23 protein-coding genes are annotated in these 19,522 nt (G+C 57.0%); 12 read left to right on the top strand and 11 right to left on the bottom strand.

What is annotated here, in order from left to right:
* Window positions 1-54 precede the first annotated feature (54 nt).
* From QEV83_RS00160 to QEV83_RS00185, 6 genes are all read right to left on the bottom strand, one after another.
* Window positions 55-456, bottom strand: a complete 402-nt coding sequence (locus QEV83_RS00160) for a DUF6481 family protein (RefSeq protein ID WP_280129305.1) — start codon at window positions 454-456, stop codon at window positions 55-57.
* Window positions 457-1,204: 748 nt separating this feature from the next.
* Window positions 1,205-1,486 carry a chaperone modulator CbpM gene (locus tag QEV83_RS00165; protein WP_348273245.1) on the bottom strand — a complete coding sequence of 94 codons (282 nt, stop codon included), beginning with the start codon at window positions 1,484-1,486 and terminating at the stop codon, window positions 1,205-1,207.
* Entirely contained in the window at window positions 1,487-2,395 is a 909-nt protein-coding gene (locus tag QEV83_RS00170; protein ID WP_280129306.1) for a DnaJ C-terminal domain-containing protein, read from the bottom strand.
* A 332-nt stretch (window positions 2,396-2,727) separates the two neighbouring features.
* Window positions 2,728-3,744, bottom strand: a complete 1,017-nt coding sequence (locus QEV83_RS00175) for a HEAT repeat domain-containing protein (protein WP_280129307.1) — start codon at window positions 3,742-3,744, stop codon at window positions 2,728-2,730.
* 4 nt (window positions 3,745-3,748) lie between these two features.
* Window positions 3,749-3,982: a ferredoxin family protein gene (locus QEV83_RS00180; protein ID WP_280129308.1), complete on the bottom strand. Its 234-nt coding sequence runs from the start codon at window positions 3,980-3,982 to the stop codon at window positions 3,749-3,751.
* Between the two features lie 17 nt (window positions 3,983-3,999).
* Entirely contained in the window at window positions 4,000-5,727 is a 1,728-nt protein-coding gene (locus QEV83_RS00185) for a fumarate reductase/succinate dehydrogenase flavoprotein subunit (RefSeq protein WP_280129309.1), read from the bottom strand.
* Window positions 5,728-5,880: 153 nt separating this feature from the next.
* Here QEV83_RS00185 and QEV83_RS00190 point away from each other — a divergent pair, with 153 nt between their 5' ends.
* The 4 genes from QEV83_RS00190 to QEV83_RS00205 all read left to right on the top strand — a co-directional run bounded on the left by QEV83_RS00190 (window position 5,881) and on the right by QEV83_RS00205 (window position 9,924).
* Window positions 5,881-6,702, top strand: coding sequence for an ABC transporter ATP-binding protein (locus QEV83_RS00190; protein WP_280129310.1), 822 nt, complete (start codon window positions 5,881-5,883; stop codon window positions 6,700-6,702).
* Window positions 6,699-7,535, top strand: coding sequence for a Crp/Fnr family transcriptional regulator (locus QEV83_RS00195; protein ID WP_280129311.1), 837 nt, complete (start codon window positions 6,699-6,701; stop codon window positions 7,533-7,535). The genes QEV83_RS00190 and QEV83_RS00195 overlap by 4 nt, the downstream gene beginning before the upstream one ends.
* 20 nt (window positions 7,536-7,555) lie before the next feature.
* Window positions 7,556-8,413, top strand: a complete 858-nt coding sequence (locus tag QEV83_RS00200; RefSeq protein ID WP_280129312.1) for an ABC transporter permease — start codon at window positions 7,556-7,558, stop codon at window positions 8,411-8,413.
* Between the two features lie 89 nt (window positions 8,414-8,502).
* Window positions 8,503-9,924, top strand: a complete 1,422-nt coding sequence (locus QEV83_RS00205) for an ABC transporter substrate-binding protein (protein WP_280129313.1) — start codon at window positions 8,503-8,505, stop codon at window positions 9,922-9,924.
* Between the two features lie 79 nt (window positions 9,925-10,003).
* Here QEV83_RS00205 and QEV83_RS00210 read toward each other — a convergent pair whose 3' ends face one another.
* Window positions 10,004-10,741, bottom strand: a complete 738-nt coding sequence (locus QEV83_RS00210; RefSeq protein WP_280129314.1) for an MBL fold metallo-hydrolase — start codon at window positions 10,739-10,741, stop codon at window positions 10,004-10,006.
* Between the two features lie 427 nt (window positions 10,742-11,168).
* On the opposite strand from QEV83_RS00210, the gene QEV83_RS00215 reads away from it, so the two are divergent.
* Together QEV83_RS00215 and QEV83_RS00220 are read left to right on the top strand one after the other, a co-directional pair.
* On the top strand, window positions 11,169-11,399 hold the full coding sequence (locus tag QEV83_RS00215) for a zinc ribbon domain-containing protein (protein ID WP_280129315.1): 231 nt from the start codon (window positions 11,169-11,171) through the stop codon (window positions 11,397-11,399).
* Window positions 11,396-11,914 (top strand): cytochrome c, encoded by a 519-nt coding sequence (locus tag QEV83_RS00220; RefSeq protein ID WP_280129316.1) that lies wholly within the window; start codon window positions 11,396-11,398, stop codon window positions 11,912-11,914. Before QEV83_RS00215 ends, QEV83_RS00220 begins: the two co-directional genes overlap by 4 nt.
* Window positions 11,915-12,016: 102 nt before the next feature.
* On the opposite strand, the gene QEV83_RS00225 is transcribed toward QEV83_RS00220, so the two are convergent.
* Window positions 12,017-12,295 carry a hypothetical protein gene (locus tag QEV83_RS00225; RefSeq protein WP_280129317.1) on the bottom strand — a complete coding sequence of 93 codons (279 nt, stop codon included), beginning with the start codon at window positions 12,293-12,295 and terminating at the stop codon, window positions 12,017-12,019.
* Window positions 12,296-12,341: 46 nt separating this feature from the next.
* On the bottom strand, window positions 12,342-12,617 hold the full coding sequence (locus QEV83_RS00230; protein WP_280129318.1) for a hypothetical protein: 276 nt from the start codon (window positions 12,615-12,617) through the stop codon (window positions 12,342-12,344).
* 356 nt (window positions 12,618-12,973) lie between these two features.
* Here QEV83_RS00230 and QEV83_RS00235 point away from each other — a divergent pair, with 356 nt between their 5' ends.
* Window positions 12,974-13,180, top strand: coding sequence for a TOBE domain-containing protein (locus QEV83_RS00235; protein ID WP_280129319.1), 207 nt, complete (start codon window positions 12,974-12,976; stop codon window positions 13,178-13,180).
* Window positions 13,181-13,258: 78 nt separating this feature from the next.
* On the opposite strand, the gene QEV83_RS00240 is transcribed toward QEV83_RS00235, so the two are convergent.
* Both QEV83_RS00240 and QEV83_RS00245 read right to left on the bottom strand, forming a co-directional pair.
* A complete protein-coding gene (locus tag QEV83_RS00240; protein WP_280129320.1) occupies window positions 13,259-13,684 on the bottom strand; it encodes a group III truncated hemoglobin in 426 nt (141 codons plus the stop codon).
* A 53-nt stretch (window positions 13,685-13,737) separates the two neighbouring features.
* A complete protein-coding gene (locus tag QEV83_RS00245) occupies window positions 13,738-14,631 on the bottom strand; it encodes a helix-turn-helix transcriptional regulator (RefSeq protein WP_280129321.1) in 894 nt (297 codons plus the stop codon).
* Between the two features lie 269 nt (window positions 14,632-14,900).
* On the opposite strand from QEV83_RS00245, the gene QEV83_RS00250 reads away from it, so the two are divergent.
* The 5 genes from QEV83_RS00250 to modC all read left to right on the top strand — a co-directional run bounded on the left by QEV83_RS00250 (window position 14,901) and on the right by modC (window position 19,132).
* Window positions 14,901-15,254, top strand: a complete 354-nt coding sequence (locus QEV83_RS00250; RefSeq protein WP_280129322.1) for a winged helix-turn-helix domain-containing protein — start codon at window positions 14,901-14,903, stop codon at window positions 15,252-15,254.
* 47 nt (window positions 15,255-15,301) lie between these two features.
* A complete protein-coding gene (locus QEV83_RS00255; RefSeq protein ID WP_280129323.1) occupies window positions 15,302-16,303 on the top strand; it encodes an ABC transporter substrate-binding protein in 1,002 nt (333 codons plus the stop codon).
* Window positions 16,304-16,370: 67 nt separating this feature from the next.
* Window positions 16,371-17,219, top strand: a complete 849-nt coding sequence (gene modA, locus QEV83_RS00260) for a molybdate ABC transporter substrate-binding protein (RefSeq protein ID WP_280129324.1) — start codon at window positions 16,371-16,373, stop codon at window positions 17,217-17,219.
* Window positions 17,220-17,318: 99 nt separating this feature from the next.
* Complete coding sequence (gene modB / locus QEV83_RS00265; RefSeq protein ID WP_280129325.1) at window positions 17,319-18,038, top strand: molybdate ABC transporter permease subunit; 720 nt, start codon at window positions 17,319-17,321, stop codon at window positions 18,036-18,038.
* Window positions 18,035-19,132 carry a molybdenum ABC transporter ATP-binding protein gene (gene modC / locus QEV83_RS00270; RefSeq protein WP_280129326.1) on the top strand — a complete coding sequence of 366 codons (1,098 nt, stop codon included), beginning with the start codon at window positions 18,035-18,037 and terminating at the stop codon, window positions 19,130-19,132. Before modB ends, modC begins: the two co-directional genes overlap by 4 nt.
* Window positions 19,133-19,522: the final 390 nt, after the last annotated feature.

Raw genomic sequence — 19,522 nt, forward strand, 5'->3', positions numbered from 1 at the left:
CGCATGGCCTTTCTTATACCGAAGCCCAAACTCTCTGTGCCAGGCCTCAGCAAGTCATCTTTGACTGGCTTTACGCGCGGCATAGCGCTTATCACGCGCGGCCTTGCGCTCGACCTCATCCGCGATGACACGTGCGGCGAGAACGGACAGTGCGGCTCCCTTGGCGGCCTCTTCGGCGGCCTTCGCTTCCTCAGCCGCGATCCGTTCGGCTTCCAGGGCGGCCTCCCGTTCAGCCTTTTCAGCGGCTTCGCGGGCCAATTGCTCTAGTTTGGCGGCGGCGCGCTGGTCATCCCGGATTTTTCTCGCCTCGCGGATCGCCTTTCGCTCGGCTTCACGTGCCAAAACAGCCGGATCGTCGGCGGCCGGTTTGTCGCGAAACTTGGCCAATCGCGCGGCAACTGCATCCATGGCGACAACCCGGCGCTCGGCAAAGCTTTTTTCTCTGAAATTGCTCAATGTTCTCTTTCTGCTTCATGTGTTGAGGAAGGCACCCAACATGCTCCTTGACGCGCTACCTTTCAACCCACAATCAAAAGCTTAGCTATTGGTGTCCTTCTCCATCTCGTAGATGGTGCTGTCGGCAAGCGGCACGATAAGCCTAAGTTCGTGTCGCCTGATCGTCCGGGGCAGGCCCGCGTAACCGACTGGATCTCTGTCATCATCGTCCTGATAAGCATCATCAGGACGCGCACGCGACTGGGTTTCTTTGACATTTTCTGTTCTCCTCTTGGATAGGAGGAGGGCCGTTACAACGAGGCGTTTACGTCCGTGCTTCGACTCTGCGATTTGCTGTGACGGCATTTTTTTTGAATGATCGCTGGGGCGGCCGCATGGTGCTGCGGGGGCCAAAACGCCGATATTAGTCGATAGATGAGCCAGACAGGTCGATGAAAAATCTTAAGCGAATTCAAGAGCGTAATTTTTTGACGGTCTCGCTGACGATAGTTTATCGACGCGAAAATATTTTCGCCTGAAAATTCGGTTGGTTATTGAGCGGCGAGATAATCTAGTGGGAGTGATTTTGGATCTGCCGAGATCGCGGGCCGCCTGAAGGACAATCGCGAGCGGGATAGAAACTCGTGGGAGAGCGTGGATGGGGGAGGAAGGTTCTACGCTCGCGGGGATTCGTCGCCGAGCCAAATCAGCCGGAAAATCGCCTATGCTTGGCCAATGTGACATTGCCGTGCAGCAACTTCCAATGCGTTCAAGAGCTGGTTTTATTGTGGACCGTTTGAAGTAGATCGCGCAATGTCCCTCGCAGTCCGTGCACCTGATCAATCAAATTGAGAATGACGCCGATCCCCTCATCATTGACACCCAAGTCGTGCTTTAGGTCTTTGATGAGATGCGCCCGCGCAATGTCGACATCAGAGAACTCTTGGCCTGTCGCGTCCTTGCGTGGAACCAGCCACTCTTCCTTGATCCAAACTTCCAGCGTTTCGATTTCAAGCTGTGCGCAGACTAAGAACTGTTGCCGATCGATCATTTATCCCTCCATTCCGGAACGCGGATTTTCGGCTTTTCCGGCGGTCCAATTCATCGCGAACGCTTCAAGATCCGGATCAATCTTCTCAGGGAGCACAACCTTTAGGCTGACATTCTGGTCGCCCCGGCTTCCATCCGGCCGCACGACACCTTTGCCCTTGAGGCGAAGGACGCGGCCCGTATTGACGCCCTTCGGCACCTTCACGATGACCGCTCCTGTCGTTGTGGGGACCCTCACCTCCGCGCCCAGAACAGCCTCGGTGAGGCTGATTGGCAAATCGAGATCAATATCATCCCCATCCCTAACGAAGAATCGGTGCGGCTTGACCTCGATCTCAACCAGCGCGTCCCCGGGTTCTCCGGCACCGATTCCCGGCTCTCCCTTGCCGCGCAGGCGCAGGATCTGACCATCGCGGGTGCCGGCTGGGACGACGACGTCAAGGGTGGAGCCATCAGGGAGGATCACCCGGCTCGTCGCGCCGTTTACAGCGGAAAGAAACTCGACCGTCAGCTTGTATTGAACATTCCTGCCGTCTACGCGGCCGCGGGTCCGTGCGCCGCGGAATAGGTTCGACAGGATTTCATCGGAGTCCATTATGTCGGCGTAGCCTGAATCGGTCGCATAAGGATGATGCTCCGGACCCGCTCCCGCATAGTCCCGATAGAACTCGTGCTGTGGCCGCTCTGCACCCGAAGCATCGATCTCGCCGCGATCGAACCTGGCCCGTTTCTCAGGATCGCTCAGGAGATCATAGGCCGACGCGACCTTCTTGAATTGCTCTTCAGATTCACGATTACCGGGGTTGAGGTCGGGATGCAGCTTCTTGGCAAGCCGGCGATACGCCTTCTGAATGTCCTCGGCCGAGTCGCTTCGTTGAACGCCCAGGGTCTCGTATGGGTTTTTGTCCACCGCTTCCTCTTGAAGGTATCAAAGGCGCCGGGTTCTGCCTGGAATCGGCGTATGATTTGGTTCCGGCCTGAGTTGGTCAATGTCACATTATCGCGCTTGAAGTCCAATGTCTTTCAACACGGAAGGTATCACAGCCTTTCCAGCGCACTTGAGCAGGGGCTCGCAGCTCCTCGATAACCGAGCTTGGCTATGTGAATATGCTCGGCGTTGAGATTCAATGATCCGAGGAAAAGCGGGCTGCCAACGAGCGGGTGACCTCGCCACCGATCAGGCTTTAGCCGCGGCGTTTGACGAATGGATCTCGTGATTGCAATCGTATCGCAATGAGCCCTTCATTTGCGATCCTGACCACGTTTCGACCAGAAATCCCGGTCATCATTGCCGCCATTCGCCGACAAGATGCGCTGGATGGACCAGCGCGCGATCTTGCGGACGTCCGGATCTGGATCTTCCGCCGCCTGCTCCAGGAAAGGAAGCGCGTCCACATGGCCGATGTCGCCTAGGCCCGTCACAACATCCTTGCGGAGGTTGCTCACCGGATGCGCCAGGAGCTTGCCGAGCGCGGCGACTGCCTCTGTGACTTGCAGCTTACCCAACGCGAGGGCGGCCTTTCCGCTCACCTGCCAAGCGTCATCTGAAAGGGCGGCAATCAGACCCGTCGTTGCCCCCGCGGCTTTGATCTTCCCGGCAAGCAAAGCGGCCGCCTCGCGCACTTGCCAGTTTGCGTCGGATAAGCCCGCGAGGATTGTCGCGGTGATCTTTTCCGGGGGGCCGAACGCCAACGCCGAGATTGCCGCGCGGCGCACCTCGAAATTTTCGTCTCTCGCGGCGGCGATCAGCGCCGGCAACGTGGCATCGCTTTTGAGATAGGCGAGAACGCCGACCGCCTCCCGGCGAACGCGCGGGTCTTCGTCAAAGAGCGCCTTCAGGCCCGGTGCCAGCGAGGCCTCGACCCGCAAATTGCGCAAGCCACGCCACGCAGAAAGCCGCACCTCGGCTCTTTCATGATCGATGAGCGCGAGAAGCGGTGGGGCGGCCTCTTGCGATTTCAACTCCGCGAGGCTCTGGGCAGCCGTGTCGGCAACCGATCCGTCCGTGTCGAGCAGCGCCGCTGCGAGGGCCTGCGCTGTGGCAAGACCATCGAATTGATCGAGCCCCTTCGCCGCTTCGCGCCGCACGTTCGCATCTGGGTCGGACAATGCCGCGATGAGCAGCCGCTCCGAGCCCGGTTCGGCCGCTTCCACGAGGTCGAGCACTGCAACACGCCGTTCGGCCGCATCAGGGCTTGCCAATCGCCGCGCGATCTCGTCAAGGTCGGCGTTGACGTCCTCAAAGAATTTACCGCTCATAGCCTCAACGCAAAAGATAGGGAATGGTTACGGTCACCGCCTTGGTCGGGCAATCAAGCTGACAGGGCAGACAATACCAGCATTCATCATAGCGCATATGCGCCTTGCCGGTTTCCGGATTGATCCGCAGCACATCGAGCGGACAGACGTCGACGCACACAGTACAGCCCTTGTCGGCGATACATTTTTCCTGATCGATTTTGACCGGGAATTCGGATGGGTTTTCGGCGAAGGACATGGACAACCTCAGGCGGGTTAGGGGATACGTAAGCGGTGATAAGCATTCTTCTCCGTCGCCTCCACCGGCACGACGTAAGGATCGACGGCGCGCTTCCGGCACGCGATCTCTCCATTATCATCCTTGAACAATTGCACATGGCAGAACCAGTTCGCATCGTCCTGTTCGGGATGGTCGAGCCGGAAATGATAGAGGCCCCAGCGGCTTTCGGTGCGATAGAGCGAGGCGGCGGCTGCCATATCGGCGCAATCGAGAATGGAGTGGACCTCGAGGGCGCGCATCAGCTCATGCGGGTCGCGCGCGACGAGACGGGGCAGATCCTCCCTGATCTCGGCAAAGCGCCTCTGCGCGATCTCATATTTGCGGGTGACCTTGGGCGGCTGCAAATAGTCATTCACGAAACGTCTGATCTTATATTCCACCTGATTGGGCGGCAGCCCATCCTCATTGTTCAAAGGCACGCGGACACGGGCACGCTCCGTCTCGACGTCACGAGGATCGTAACCGGCAAGCGCCGTGGTGCTGGCGAGCACCGCAGCGTCCTCGCCCGCGATGGCGCCATTGACGAATGCGCCCAGCATATAATTGTGCGGCACGCTCGCCATGTCACCAGCAGCGTAAAGCCCAGGCACCGTCGTGCGTGCATGTTCATCCACCCAAACTCCAGAGGCGCTGTGGCCGGAACAAAAGCCAATTTCCGAGATATGCATCTCAACCATGTCACGGCGGTAATCGTTGCCACGACCGGCGTGAAAGAGTCCGCGCGAAGGGCGCTCGACATTGTGCAATATGGTCTCGACCTCCGAGATCGTCTCCTCCGCAAGATGGTCAAGTTTGAGGAACACGGGCCCCTTGCCACCATCGAGTTCCTTGCGGAATTCGAGCATCATCTGGCCTGACCAATAGTCGCATTCGATGAAACGCGCGCCCTGGTTGTTGGCCGTATAGGCGCCAAATGGCCCCCCCACATAGGCACACGCCGGACCATTGTAGTCCTTGATCAGAGGATTGATCTGAAAACATTCAAGGTTGGTGAGTTCGGCGCCAGCGTGAAAGGCCATGGCGTAGCCATCGCCCGCATTGGTCGGATTTTCGTAAGTCCCCCATAAATACCCGGACGCGGGAAGGCCGAGCCGCCCGGCCGCCCCAGCCGCCAGGATCACGGCCTTGGCGCGAATGACGAGAATTTCCGCCGTGCGGCTGTTGACCGCCATGGCCCCGGCGATTCGTCCATCCGCGCTCTTCAGCAGGCGTGTCGCCATGAAACGGTTCGAAATGAGGACCTGGGCTCTGCGCAACTGGCGATAAAGAATTTTCTTGACGCTGCCGCCCTCCGGCATCGGCAGGACATAGCTTCCAAGATGATGCACCTTTTTCACGTCATAATCGCCGTTCTCGTCCTTGAGGAACTTGACCCCCCACTGGTCGAGTTCGCGGATCATGTCGAAAGAGCGTTCCGCATAGGCGAGCACGGCTTTTTGATAAACGATGCCATCATTCGCGATGGTGATTTCGCGAACATATTGCTCGGGCGTCGCGAAGCCCGGCACAATCGCGTTGTTCAACCCATCCATGCCGATAGCAATAGCGCCGGAGCGTTTGACATTGGCCTTCTCGAGGAGAACGACTTTTAAGGCGGGATTGGCCATCTTCGCCTTATAGGCGGCAAGGGGTCCCGCCGTGCCACCGCCGATGACGAGCACGTCCGCTTCAAAAATCCCGGCGCCATCTCCGAGTTCGGCCATTGCAGTCTCCCGAGTTGTTTCGGGCGCATCATCGTTCCGGCGCGAATTCCTGTCTGGCAACTAATTGCCAGCTTAATATGTTTTAGTCTATAGATATTATTGTGATTAGCCCGGAGCGGCGTTTCCGGGCACCGGGCCTCGTGAGAAACGTGCATGCAGGAAAGAGCGGAGAGAGGGCAGGTTGGCCCACCGTCGGGGCGCGTGGATATCCGCGACCTCTCCGTGCGTTTCGGCGCCTATGCGGCGATCGAAGGCTTTGGACTTTCCATTGAACCCGGAGAGTTTGTCTGTCTGCTTGGGCCGTCCGGTTGCGGCAAATCCACCGTGCTGAACGCGGTTGCGGGCTTTGTGCCGGTCGGGGAGGCGAAGGTCATGGTCGACGGCAAGCCCGTCAAAGGCCCGGCTGCCGATCGCGGCATGGTGTTTCAGCAATATTCGCTGTTTCCCTGGAAAACCGTGCTCGAAAACGTCGCGTTCGGGCCGCGCATGCAGGGCGCCTCGCGTACCGAGGCGCGGCTCAAGGCAAGGGAATATCTCGAATTCGTCGGGCTCGCCGCCTTTGCCAATCATTATCCCGCGACCCTCTCGGGGGGCATGCAGCAGCGCGTCGGTATTGCCCGTGCGTTGGTCAATCATCCCGCGGTCCTTCTCATGGATGAGCCATTCGGGGCGCTCGACGCGCAGACGCGCGGACTGATGCAGGAAAATCTTCTGCGTCTATGGGACGAGATCGGCGCCACCGTCATCTTTGTCACCCATGATGTCGACGAGGCGCTCTATCTCGCCGACCGGGTGGTGGTCATGAGCGCCGCGCCTGGCCGTGTCTTACTCGACTTGAGGATCGCGCTCCCCCGTCCGCGTCCCGACGACATCTTCGACTTCCCGGCCTTCGCAGAGGCGAAACGCCATTGCCATCGGCTCATCCGGCAGGAGAGCCAGCGCGCTTTCGACAATCAGCGTGGAAGCTGGCAATGAACCGTCCGACGCTTGCGATCCCGCGAAACCCATCGCTGCATCTGCGCGAAAGCGAGCGTGACATGGGTGCACCCAATCTTTTCGCGCGTCTGGAGCCTCTAGAATATCAGAGATTGCAGAGCGCTTCCGCGGTTCTTCGTTTCCGGGCCAGGCAAGACGTATTCCGCCAGGACGATCCGCACCACGGCATGTTCGTCATCCTGTCGGGTGAGGTGAAAACCTACTACACCGGCCCCTCCGGGCGTGAGATCACGCTTGCCTATTGGGCGCCCGGAAATTTTGTCGGCGGCCCGGAGGTCTTCGGCGGCGGCCATCACATGTGGTCCGGCCGCGCCATGCGCGCGACTGAGGTTTTGCATGTGCGCGGCCGCGAACTCCGCCAGCTGATAATGGAAATTCCCAATCTCGCCATCGGGCTTGTCGAAGCGCTGGAGCACAAGGGCAAATGCTATTCGACGATGATCCACATGCTGGGAACGCGCTCCGCCTCCGAACGTCTGGCGCAAATGCTGGTTCTCCTCGCCGAGCGTGATGGACGGCGCACCCATGCCGGCATCGTCATCGCGCGCCGGCTGACCCATGACGATCTCGCGAAAATGGTCGGCGCGACACGCCAGTGGGTGACGGCAATGATGGACCGCCTGATGAGGCAGGGCATGATCGCCATTCACAAGACTCGTATCGTCATCCTAGATGAGCACAGGCTGCGCCGCTTCGCCGACTCTCGGGAGGAAACACCGGCACAGCGGCGAAAGAAGCGCGGAAGCGGCGCCGGCGCGATCGCATCGAAGCCCTTCATCGTCGAAGTACCGCTCGGTTATCCAGCCGGATGAACATAGGAGAAGGCCCAAAGATGAGCTTGTCGCGCGTCAAATTCGACAATTTCGGCATCGACGCCGCAGCCTCCGGCACACGCGCGAAGATACTATCGCGCCATATCGTGGCAGTCATCCAGCGCTACGCCGTGCGGCTCGTGTCGCTCGCTTTTTTTGTTGGATTGTGGCACGTCGCGTCCACGTCGCGTCTTCATCTTGGTCTCGTGACATTCGCCAATGTTCCGGCACCGGCCGAAGTGATCGACGCCTTTATTGCCTTGGCGCGGTCGGGTAAACTCGTGCCCCATCTCTTCAGCAGCCTGACCCGCGTCTTCGCGGGCTTTACGATCGCGGCCATCACCGGTATCGGCCTTGGACTTGCCATAGCGCGGCTCAAACTCGCCGAGGATGTGTTCTTGCCTCCGCTCGAGATTTTGCGCCCGATCCCGGCGGTTGCGTGGATACCGCTCGCGATCTTGATGTTTCCCTCCGCCGAGGCATCGATGATCTTCATTACCTATACAGGCGCGTTGTTCCCCATTTTGCTCAACACAATTCATGGCGTCGAGGGGATCGACCGCCGCCTTGTGGCTTCGGCACGCAGCCTTGGTGCTGGACGTGGCGCTATCTTGTGGGAGGTCATCCTCCCTGGCGCCATGCCGAGTATCGTCACGGGGCTCGCGATCGGCATGGGAACCTCCTGGTTCTGTCTGGTGACCGCGGAAATGATCTCGGGTCAATTCGGGATTGGTTACTACACCTGGGAATCCTACACGTTGCAAAACTATGCGGACATCGTCGTCGGCATGCTCGTCATTGGCGCGCTCGGCATGGCGAGCAGCATTCTCGTCCGCAAGATTGGCGCCTGGCTGACTCCCTGGCACCAAACAAAATGAGGCGGTCGGAAATTAATTGCTTCCGGGCGCTAACGGCACTTGGGAAGATAGCGGCCAGATAAAACTCTTTCGACAATGAGGATGATATTATGCGTGGACGCGTTTTACTCTCCTGCCTCTTCGGGGTTCTCGCTTTCGCAAGCGCGGCGCGCGCCGAGACGATCCGCGTCGCCGTCGGCACGCAAGATACGACGATCAACTGCGCTGCGGGCGGACTGCTCATCCGGGAGCTCAAGCTGCTCGATAAATATCTTCCCCATAACGGGAAATACAAAGATGCGGCTTATGATGTCCAATGGAAGAATTTCACGAGCGGCGCGCCCATCACCAATGAAATGGTCGCCGGCAAGCTTGATTTCGGGGCCATGGCGGATTTCCCTGGTTCGCTCAATGGCGTCGCTTTCAAAAAGGCCGGCAAACGCAGTCTGTTTATTGGGGTTCTCTCCGGCAGTGTGAAGGGCAGCGGCAATGGCATTGTCGTGCCAAGCGCGTCAGAGATTCAGTCGATTGAGGAGTTGAAAGGCAAGACCATATCCGTTCCTTTCGCCTCGACCGCGCATGGGATGCTGCTGCGCGCCATCACAACGCTTGGCTGGGATCCGGAAAAGGACGTGAAGATCATTGCTCAGGCGCCGGAAGTCGCGGGCTCCGCGCTCCAAAGCAATCAGATCGATGCGCATGCGGATTTCGTGCCTTTCGCCGAACTCTTCCCGAGCCGCGGCTTCGCCCGCAAGATTTTCGACGGCTCGCAGGCGGACGTTCCTACGTTCCACGGCCTTCTGGTTGACGGAGAGTATGCCGACAAATATCCGGAAGTGGTTGTCGCTTACCTTCGCGCGGCGATCGAAGCCAACAAATTGCTCTCGGCCGAGCCGGAAAAGTACAGCGAGCTCATCGCCAAAGTCACGGGCATCGAAGCTCCCGTAAACTATCTGTTCCACGGACCACTTGGATTACAAACGCGCGACCTCACTTGGAAGCCGGAATACCGGCAGGATGTCGCTACGTCCGTCGAGACGCTCAAACTCCTGAAGCGTGCCGACACCGGCCTTGATCTCGATGCCTTCATTACCGACACATACATTCGGGCGGCATTCAAAGCCTCCGGCCTCGACTATGACGCGCGTCTCGCTGACTATGCGCCGCTAGCTCTTACCGCGAATGACGCCGCAACCGGCAAACCGATCAAGGACACGAGCCGCGTCGCTGAAATCTGGCTAGCAGGCGAGCCGGTGGTGCGCCATTACGCGACGCCCGAATCGGCGCTTAAAGCGCTCGCCGGGTTCGAGAAAGCCGGTAAGACCGCCCGCGTTGTCTATGCCCAAGATCACGACAAGGGGATTAAACTTCTGGCAGACAAAGCCTGGTTCGTCGTCTCCCCGAAAGGACAGATCGACGCTTTCCTGCTGCGGCAAGACGCTGATACGTTCGCTCAAAAGAGCAACGGCGAGGTGAAGGACTTCAACGAAGCGAAATTGTCCGTGCAACACGCGCCGGCGGCCTCGCGTTGAGAGCAGAGATCACTGTCAGATACACTGGCTTTTCCTGCACGTTCGTGGGCTACGTGGACACCAATAGGCTAGATAGTATCTAAGGGAGTACGAATGTCTCGCCGATTTCGCGGAGGGCGATGCGATCCGGCGTCCTTTGCAGCGCTGTTTGGAAACGTTCGATCGGTTCACGAAATCCTTCTGAACTGAGACGAAACGTTTGATGATGCACCGGCAAAATGAAATGAGCACCAGCGTCGTTGGCCATTTGTACGGCTTGTTCCGGGGTGCAGTGCGAATGGATCCAGGGATCGTAAGCGCCGATCGGCATGATCGCCAAGTCGATGGGCCCTAAGGCACGCAATTCCGCGAACGAATCGCATAGCGCAGTGTCGCCACCGAAAAGGATACGACGCCGCTCCCTCTTGAGAACATAGCCGTTATAACCCCGGTAAGTATCGCGCCTTACGCGCGCGCCCCAATGCTTGACCCGGAACGCGGTGATGTCAATCTGACCGGCTGATGTTGTTACGGATCTGACTTCGTTCCAACGAAGTTCACTGACGTTGGAAAACCGCTTCCAACGGAGCAGTTCTCCTGTCCGAGAAGCCGTAATCACCGTCGTCGAACGATCAAATTGATGGAGAGTTCGCATATCCAAATGATCGAAGTGCGCGTGGGAGAGAAGCAAAATGTCGATGTTCGGGAGTTCGCGAATGGTCAGCGCAGGCTCGGTCAGACGTTTGGGCCCGAGTGTCAGTCCGGGCAGCCGGATTCCAATGCGCGAAAAAAGAACCGGATCCGTCAGAATTACGACCCCAAAAAAATTGATTAACACCGTGGAATGCCCGAGCCAAGCCGCGGTGATTTGGTCGTCGCCCCAAGCCGATGGATTTGGCCTGGCGGAAGCAGGAGCAATCCGTCTTTTCCGAGCCAAAGATTTATCTCAGTTTCGGTATCGGCATGGCAGGGAACATCGTAACTCCCACGCCCATGACGAGAAGACTGTCTTCCAGAGCCCGCTCAGCGAGCCAAATATCGCCTCTACCATAGTCGCCATACTACAGAGGCAACAAAAATATTTCGACCAGAAAAAGTCGCGGATCGCGAAATCGAGGCCCATCCCATTCTCCGCTACGCTTGCTGGCGCGCCAAGCGCAGTGAACCAGACGTTAATCTGGGCGCGAATTTTGCTTTCATTTGGCTGCCTCACCCCATCAGGAAGGCCATAATACAATGACACTGTTGAGCGTTGCGAGGACTTGATGCCGCTTTACTCATACTATTGCCAAGATTGCAAAACTGATTTCGAGCTTCTGGTTCGGTCTGCCGATATTCCCGCGTGTCCATCCTGCGGCGGCGAAAACTTGCAGCAGCAGATCGCCAGGGTCTGCATCGAGATAAAATACCCAGCCATAGCAAAATCAGGGCGCCGAGCAGCGGCAAGAGCAGGCGATCTCAGCAATTTCAGCAAGCAAGAGCTGCGAACGAAATGAGTTATCTTGCTACACATGTCCTGACAGCGGTGGCTGGGGCTTTCATGATGACTGTGCCGGTGCTGGCTCAGGACAACCATATGTCCATGTTGTTGACGCCGCAGATAGCCGACAGCCGGCAGCTGGTAGATCTGCCACCCGCCATGCGAAACCACATATTAAGCAACATGCGAGGCCACCTAGTCGCGCTCAGCGGCATAGTCGCGGCGCTTTCGGCCGGAGATAGCACGAAAGCAGCGGCGATCGCCGAGACGCGTCTCGGTCTTGAGTCACCTGGTGCCGCGGCTTGTAATCCAAAGCACGGCATGGAGACGACGGCCATGGCCGCGGCGATGGCTGAACATATGCCGGATGAGATGCGCAAGCTTGGCCTCACCATGCATGAAGCGGCAAGCGCATTCGCAAAGGAAGCAGCCAAGACACAGCAGTCCAACGACATGAAACCGGTATTGGCGGCGCTCTCGCAAGTCACCCAGAGCTGCGCGGTGTGCCATTCCGCGTATCGGTTGCAGTAATGTCCTCTTACTGACATTCCGTCAGAGCTTTGTCATACTGTCCACAATCGACGTTGTGGCTGACGGACTTACGTAGGCTGCGAACTTTGGCGGCAAACGAATTCAAGCGGCGATTGCTTTGATCGCATCGAAAGTCTCGGCCATTTCCGCAAGACTGACATCGCAGCAGCTCGCACAACTACCGTGGCAGGCGACTGGGCTTCCTTGCCGCGATTTACAAATGACGCTGTCTTCGAAACTTTCGTAAGACCGTTGCGACAGGCCTTCAATCGGATCCCAGCTATCAGAATTTTTTGTCAGTGAAAAACTGAAGACACGGCACATGGCCTTAAAAAAAACGATTGGATTGGAAGCATCCGGGATCGCCATGATTTCAACCATTCGGATTAAAATCCCACGCCCCATCCCTGTAGGCGGCCGCTCCAGATTACGCCGCGTTCTGGCTCAAAATGGTATCGAAGTGTCCGCGTCGCATCCGGAAAAACCCGCGACCGCCCGCGAATACCTGGTACTGCTGAGGGGCTGCGTAGCACAGGAGGTAGAACCAATCTTGCAGGCTGATGTGCTCCGGACAGTTATCGATCGTAAAGACTTGAGCATTCGGATGGAAGCGGACGTGAATCAACACATCGTTTGGTTTCCTTTCATCGTAACTGATGGGAGCCGCAGACTTGGCTTCCATCAATGAAACGACATTGTTCACGATCTCGCGACTCCCAATCTCAACTCCCGATGGCATCGACGTCTCCTTTTTAGGTTCCAACCACTAGATATGTAGAATAATTACATAACGAATCAAAGAAAATTCCATTGTTTGCGAAAAAAATGACAAGAAAAATTGTCGCAAGGGAGCATCGATCCGAAGGATCGCAAAAATCAGCATCCTTTGTGACTTCCGGACGGAAGCAGGGGGAAAATGCCCAATTTTCGCATATTGCTTACGGAATCGAGTGCACGATATCTCAAGCAGCCAGAACGTTTTCTGGCCGCTGGAGTGCTGTTCCGGCGGAAATCACATTCAATCTATGAATGTTAAAGTGCCAATTGGAGGCTATTTACATGAAGATATCCGCTCGCAATGTCCTCGAGGGTACGGTCAAGGAAGTCAAAAAAGGGGCCACCACCTCGCATGTTCTTATCGATGTGAAGGGTTTAACCGTCACGTCTTCAATCACGAACGAAGCTGTCGACGAGCTTGGGTTGAAGGCGGGATCGAAGGTCAAGACAATCATCAAATCTTCCGATGTCATGGTCGCCGTTGAGTAAAGACAAGGTCAACGCCGCCTGGCTCGGCCGTGTCAGGCGGCTCCAGGGCCGCGTGGGGGATCAGCGGCTGTACCCACGTCAGTGAGGCGGGAGACGGGACGGTTTCCCATCGGCGCCGGTGAAGGGAAATAGTCCTGCTTCGAAACATTGTGCCATATGGCTCGCTTTCGCGACGGCCTGATCAGCCTGCAGGTTTGGCAGTGTTTCCCGGGCGCTCTCGATAAACAAGTCCAGCCAACGCCGAAAATGTTCGGGCTCGATCCGCAGGCTTGTATGAACCGGATAGGGATGACCCTGGTAGCGTTCGGTGCCCAACAGCGAACGCGACCAGAAATTCTTGATGATGTCCAGATGACCGGGAAGGTCGGGGATTGCGCTGAAAACGGGTTCGAGCAGTGGATCAGCCAGGCCCCTGGCGTAGAAACGCTGAACGCAGTCACTTATCGCATTCTCTATTGCCGCCCTCTCCGTTTCGTCAGAGATTTGCGGAATTTCCAATTGCATCGTCTCCCCTCCCGGTGAGCCAAAACGTCGCTAAGTGCTAAGAGGCGGCCTTTTTATGGCCCGTTGAAATGCACCGTCCCGAACCCTGCAATATCATAGCCGCCAAGCTCTTGTGCTCGCCGCTCGAAAGGCGCGCTTGCGCAAAAGCGGATGAGGTTTTGAAACGGCGGATCAAAATAGGCTTTGCGCCAGATCAAAAGGTCGAACCGCTCCGCGATCATCGGCTTGAATTCGAGCTGAAATTGCCGCGCGCTGGCCTCGATACCAAGACCCACATCGGCCCTCCCGGCAGCGATGGCCATGGCAAGATCCGTCTCTGACCGTTCAACCGCCTCGACGCAGTTGAGATCGCTCTTCTTTAGACCTTCGCGTGCGAGCAATTGGGACAGCACCAATTCGCTGCCTGCCTCCGGCTGGCGCGACTGAAAACGCAAGGCTCGGGCATCCTTGAGGGAGTCGATCGTCCGGCCCTTCCCGGACCGGAACATCAAACCGCGGGTGCGCTTCGCCCATTCGAGCAGCACCACGGGTTTGTCACCAAACGATTCCTTGACCGCAGCAACGTTCCAGGCATCTTTTCCACGCTCCGGGATGTGCAATCCAGCTGCGAGGCAATCGCCGCTCGTCAGCCGTGCCAATCCATCAAGTGCGCCATCCAGGAAGGCTGCGATTCCGGAGCGTGATTCGCGTAACGCCCATTCAAGCAGCGGATCATGTCCGCCGGCAATCACCTGTGGCAGGGCCGGCGCCGGCGCCTGGGCACTTCTACCAGGTTTCGTTATGCCGCCGTTCGCTGCAATCCATTCCTCAATCTCGGCGCGTGGAAACAAAAGCTTGCCGGTAACACGGCGCACCGGGAGAGCTCCTTCCGACGCCAATTCATAGACCTTCCGCTCCTTGACGCGCAGCATCGCGGCGAGTTCCCGAGTCGTAAGGAATTGCGTCATCTGATATTCCCAAAACAGTTCTGAAAAAATAACATAAATTCACGTAATCGTAAAAGGACCAGAACATCCAAAACTCCGCATTTGATATCCAGAAATAATAGCAATATAAATCCTATAGCATGGCTAATCGGCGTGAAGCATTTACCCTTGTGGCTGCAGAATTAGGCGAAAATTTTTTAACATTGGCAAAGAATATGCATAATTATGCGGGGTGAGGCAATTCTGAGCACGAACACAACCATTGATCTTTGAAAATGCTGTGAGAGCCGATGATGCGTCATCTCAAAGAAAAGGAATTTCTGGCTCCGCTCCGGGTCGGTGACATCAATCTCAATTATGAAACCCGGCGCATCACACGTTCAGGAAGGATCATTCATGTCAGTCCTATCGAGTTCCGTTTGCTCAAATGCCTAATGGAGAAGCCAGGCCGAATCCTTTCGCGAGCGCAACTCCTGGAAATGGTTTGGGGCCCAACCGAGATCGACGTGCGAACGGTCGACACGCACATCAGTCAACTGCGCAAGGCTCTTAGCGCGGACGGCGAAATGGACCCCATCAAGACGGCGCGAGGTTGCGGCTATTGCCTCGTTGAAACGTCGCGGAGACGGACCGAATCAACCTGACCTAAAGGCGAATGGCGCCATGAATACCATCGAGGAAACGAGTTGAAATGCTATCACGCCGTTCCTTGCTGTTCTTTCCCCTCGCTCTCGAAGCCGCCTTCCTGGAGCCGGCCTTTGCGAGCGATTTCGTGGACTCCGCCGGGCGCACGGTTCGGCTTCCCAACTCCATAAAACGGATCATTCCGGCCGGACCACCCGCTGAGGCACTGCTTTATAGTCTCGCGCCCGACACTTTGGCCGGATTGATCGAACCTTGGACCGATAGTCAAAAGCAAGCTGGTATCGAGAAAATTCGGGATCTGCCAATGATCCCGCGCATCACGAGCCGGGACGGAGACCTCGACATGGAGGCGCTTCGCGCGCTTCACGCCGATCTCATCATCGATTACGGCAACATCGACGAACGTTACAACGCCCTTGCGGACAAAGTTCAATCTGCGACAGGCATTCCCTATCTGGTGCTTGATGGCAGTCTCACCAAAGTTCCGGAGATCGTCAGGCACTTGGGCGCGGTCTTGCAGCGGGAAGAGCGCGCCGGCGACATTGCTAAGACCGCCGAATTTGCTCTGCAAAAATTGATGCCAGTTACATCGAAGGCCGCTGGTGAGCGTATCTCGGTCTATTACGCGCGTGGCGGCGACGGCCTGCGCGCGGTCCGTTCGGGATCCAGTCTCGACGAGGCAATAGCGCTTGCTGGCGGACATAATGTCATTCCGCCGGGCGATGGCACATTTTCCGTGATAAGCGTTGGGGCCGTGGCCGCTCTGAATCCTTACATCGTCGTCCTCGCCGATCCAAAAGCCGCGGAACCGGGTGCGCCGCTGCGCCAGTCACTCCCGGCGCAGACACGTTTTCTCGTGGATTCTGGCTTGCCTTATGGCTGGATTGAACGTCCACCCTCCCTCAATCGTCTGATCGGCGCGCTGTGGCTCGCCTCAAATCTTTACCCAGGCGAAATTTCCTTTTCAAACGGGGAAGCTCGCGAAATGAGCGTTGCCCTGTTTCATCGAAGCCCAACGGATCCAATGATCCAAAACCTATTTCATTGACCCCGCCATCCGGCAACGCATCCGCGTTCCGCTCCCGGTAAAAAACTAAAGAGGAGGATTATCCGAAATGAACAAAAAGACAGATTTGACGATCGCGGCCACCACTCGGCGCGGATTGGCTACCCTAGCGTTAAGTTTAATTTTCGTGGCAGCCATGCTCCCCCGGCCACTGTTCGCCCAGCAGCAGCAGCCTGCGCTAGCCCCAGCGGCTGCGGCAAAGGGGCCCACTGTGTTTGCGGCGGCCAGTATGAAGACGGCGCTCGACGCGGTGGCTGCGGCTTGGACGGCCGAGACCGGCAAGACTCCCCCAATCGTCTACGCCTCCTCCGCTGTATTGGCGAAGCAGATCGAGCAAGGTGCCCCAGCCGATATTTTCATCTCCGCCGACCTGACTTGGATGGATTATCTCGAAAAGGCCAAACTCATCCAGTCGAAAACGCGGCATAATTTGCTTGGCAATGTGCTTGTTCTCATTGAGCCAGCAGACGCGACCGCCAAACTCACGATCGCGCCGGATTTCGATCTCGCCGGCGCGACGGGTGATGGCAAGATTGCGGTCTGCACCATAGCTTCGTGCCCGGGGGGGATTTACGCCAAGCAAGCTCTGGAAGCGCTCGGGATCTGGGCGAAGGTGGAGCCAAAGCTTGCGCAAGCGGACAATATTCGCAATGCGCTGGCCTTCGTTTCTCGCGGCGAAGCCAAATTTGGCATCGTCTATGCCACGGACGCCAAGGCCGATCCAAAAGTGAAAGTGGTCGGTACTTTTCCCGAGGCCACACACAGCCCGATCATTTACCCCGTGGCGGTGATCGAAACCTCGAAGAACCCATATGCCGTCGCCTTCGCAACCTATCTGTCGTCGAAGGCCGCAAAAAAGATTTGGACCGAGCAGGGTTTCAAGTTTTTGCAGAAATAAAGCATTCCGTTAGCGCCGAGGATTGAAAAATTTTGTCGCGGGGTTTCACCGTGTCTCCCGCGACGAACGCTTTCATATAGAACCAACGGAGCCTTGCTTTTGCTCGACGTGTCGCCTGCCGCCTTGATCGATTTGTCGCCTTCCGAATGGACTGCAATCCTGCTTTCCTTGCGGATCGCCATCGTCGCGACGATCATGAGTCTGCCATTGGGCATATTCACCGCCTATGCACTCGCCCGCTGGCATTTCCCTGGCAAGATGATCTTGAACGGAGTCGTGCATATGCCCTTGGTTTTACCTCCAGTCGTCACCGGCTTCATCCTGCTTATCCTGCTTGGCCGGAAAGGCGCTTTTGGCCAATATCTCGCCGACATTGGAATCGTTTTATCGTTTCGCTGGACTGGCGCGGCGGTGGCTTGCGCCGTGATGGGCTTCCCATTGATGGTTCGCGCCATGCGTCTTTCTTTTGAGTCGATCGACCGGCGCCTTGAACTTGCCGCGGGAACCCTGGGCGCAAGCCCCATCTGGACATTTTTTATCGTTAGCCTGCCGCTCGCGATTCCGGGCATCGTCGTTGGCGCCATATTGGCTTTCGCAAAAGCGCTCGGTGAGTTCGGTGCAACGATCACATTCGTTTCGAATATTCCGGGCGAGACGCAGACGATTTCAGCGGCGATTTACTCTTATACGCAAGTGCCGGGTGGCGATGAAAGCGCTTTGCGCTTGACCCTCGTGGCGATCGTCATTTCCTTTGCCGCGCTTGTGACCTCCGAAGTCATCCAACGGTTTGCGGAGAAGCGTATGGCGAGTTTCGAATGATCGATGTGGATGTCGGACTTAAAGTGGGCGTCTTTGATCTCCAAGTGGCCTTTAAAAATGGTGAAGGGCTCATCGCGCTGTTCGGCCAATCGGGATCTGGCAAATCGTTGACACTCAGCCTTATAGCGGGACTGCTGCGGCCAGATCGAGGTCGTATCGTTTTGGATGGCAATACACTTGTGGATGTCGAGCGCGGCATTTTCGTGCCGATGCACAAGCGCCGCATTGGCCTCGTCTTCCAGGATTCAAATCTTTTCCCTCATCTCAGTGTAAAACAAAATCTTTTACTCGGGCGTTGGTTCGCTCCGCGCCGCGACCGTGAGATCGATTTTGAGGCTGTGATCAAAACCTTGGGGATCGAAAACCTGCTTGCGCGGCGCCCGGCGCGTTTGTCGGGCGGCGAAAGGCAGAGGGTTGCAATCGGGCGGGCGCTTTTGTCCTGCCCAAAGCTTCTTCTCTTTGATGAGCCGCTGGCCGCGCTCGACATGCAGCGCAAGCTTGAGATCATGCCTTTGATCGAGCAAATCCGCGATGAATTCAAAGTGCCGATCGTGTATATTTCACACGCCTTAGAAGAAGTGGTGCGGCTGGCAACGACCATCGTTGTGATTGAGGCAGGAAGGGTCAAGGCCGTCGGCCGTCCCGACGAAGTTTTTGGCCGAGCGGCGGCACCTGCGGGTGAAGAGCGTTTTGATCGTTCCTCTGTTTTGAAGATGGAGGTTTGTGCCACCAACGCCGCCTACGGCCTGACCGAGCTAAAGCATCCGTCCGGCACCGTTTGGCTTGCCGGTCCCGCCGGGCCCATCGGAAGCGTCGCCCGGATTATCGTGAAGGCGACCGACGTCACACTCTCGCTTGGGCCGCCGCATGATCTAAGCACGCGCAGTGTTCTTTCCGGTATGATCGAGGGTATCGAAAAGGACGGCCCGCTGGCGATGGTCGCCATCGCGCTCAACGGAGAAGGGTATCTATTTGCGACAGCGACGCGCCATGCGATCGATGAACTCGGTCTCAAGAGTGGTGTTCGCGTCTTCGCCTTGCTTAAAACCTCGGCACTCGACGAGCGAAAAATCGCTTCCTTTCCCCGGGGCTAGACGGATCACGGTACGGCGTGGAAGCACCGGACAAATTTACGCCGGATCTTGTCTTGCCGCGAGCGTAGACTGCCTTATGCACTGAGAAATTATTTCTTCGATTGCATCCGATTGTTGCGTCATCGATCGCTTTGTGGGGCTTTGCGATTTCAGATTGCCCAAATGCCACTTCCTAAGAGCGCAGGTCATCCATACTTTCCTTTATCGGTAGCACCGGGCCACAGATAAACCGGAATTTTTCTGCGCCGCCGCCCGCTTGTGATCATCGACCCGCCATCTCGGGACTGCATAGCTCTCGGCGATAGAGGCGGTCGTATCGCAAATCCTCGAGTTTGCAGAATATCAAAGTTTACCAACCGGACAACTAGTTCGGTATTTGAATGATCACAG

It is taken from the genome of Methylocapsa sp. D3K7, assembly GCF_029855125.1.
Lineage (GTDB): Bacteria > Pseudomonadota > Alphaproteobacteria > Rhizobiales > Beijerinckiaceae > Methylocapsa.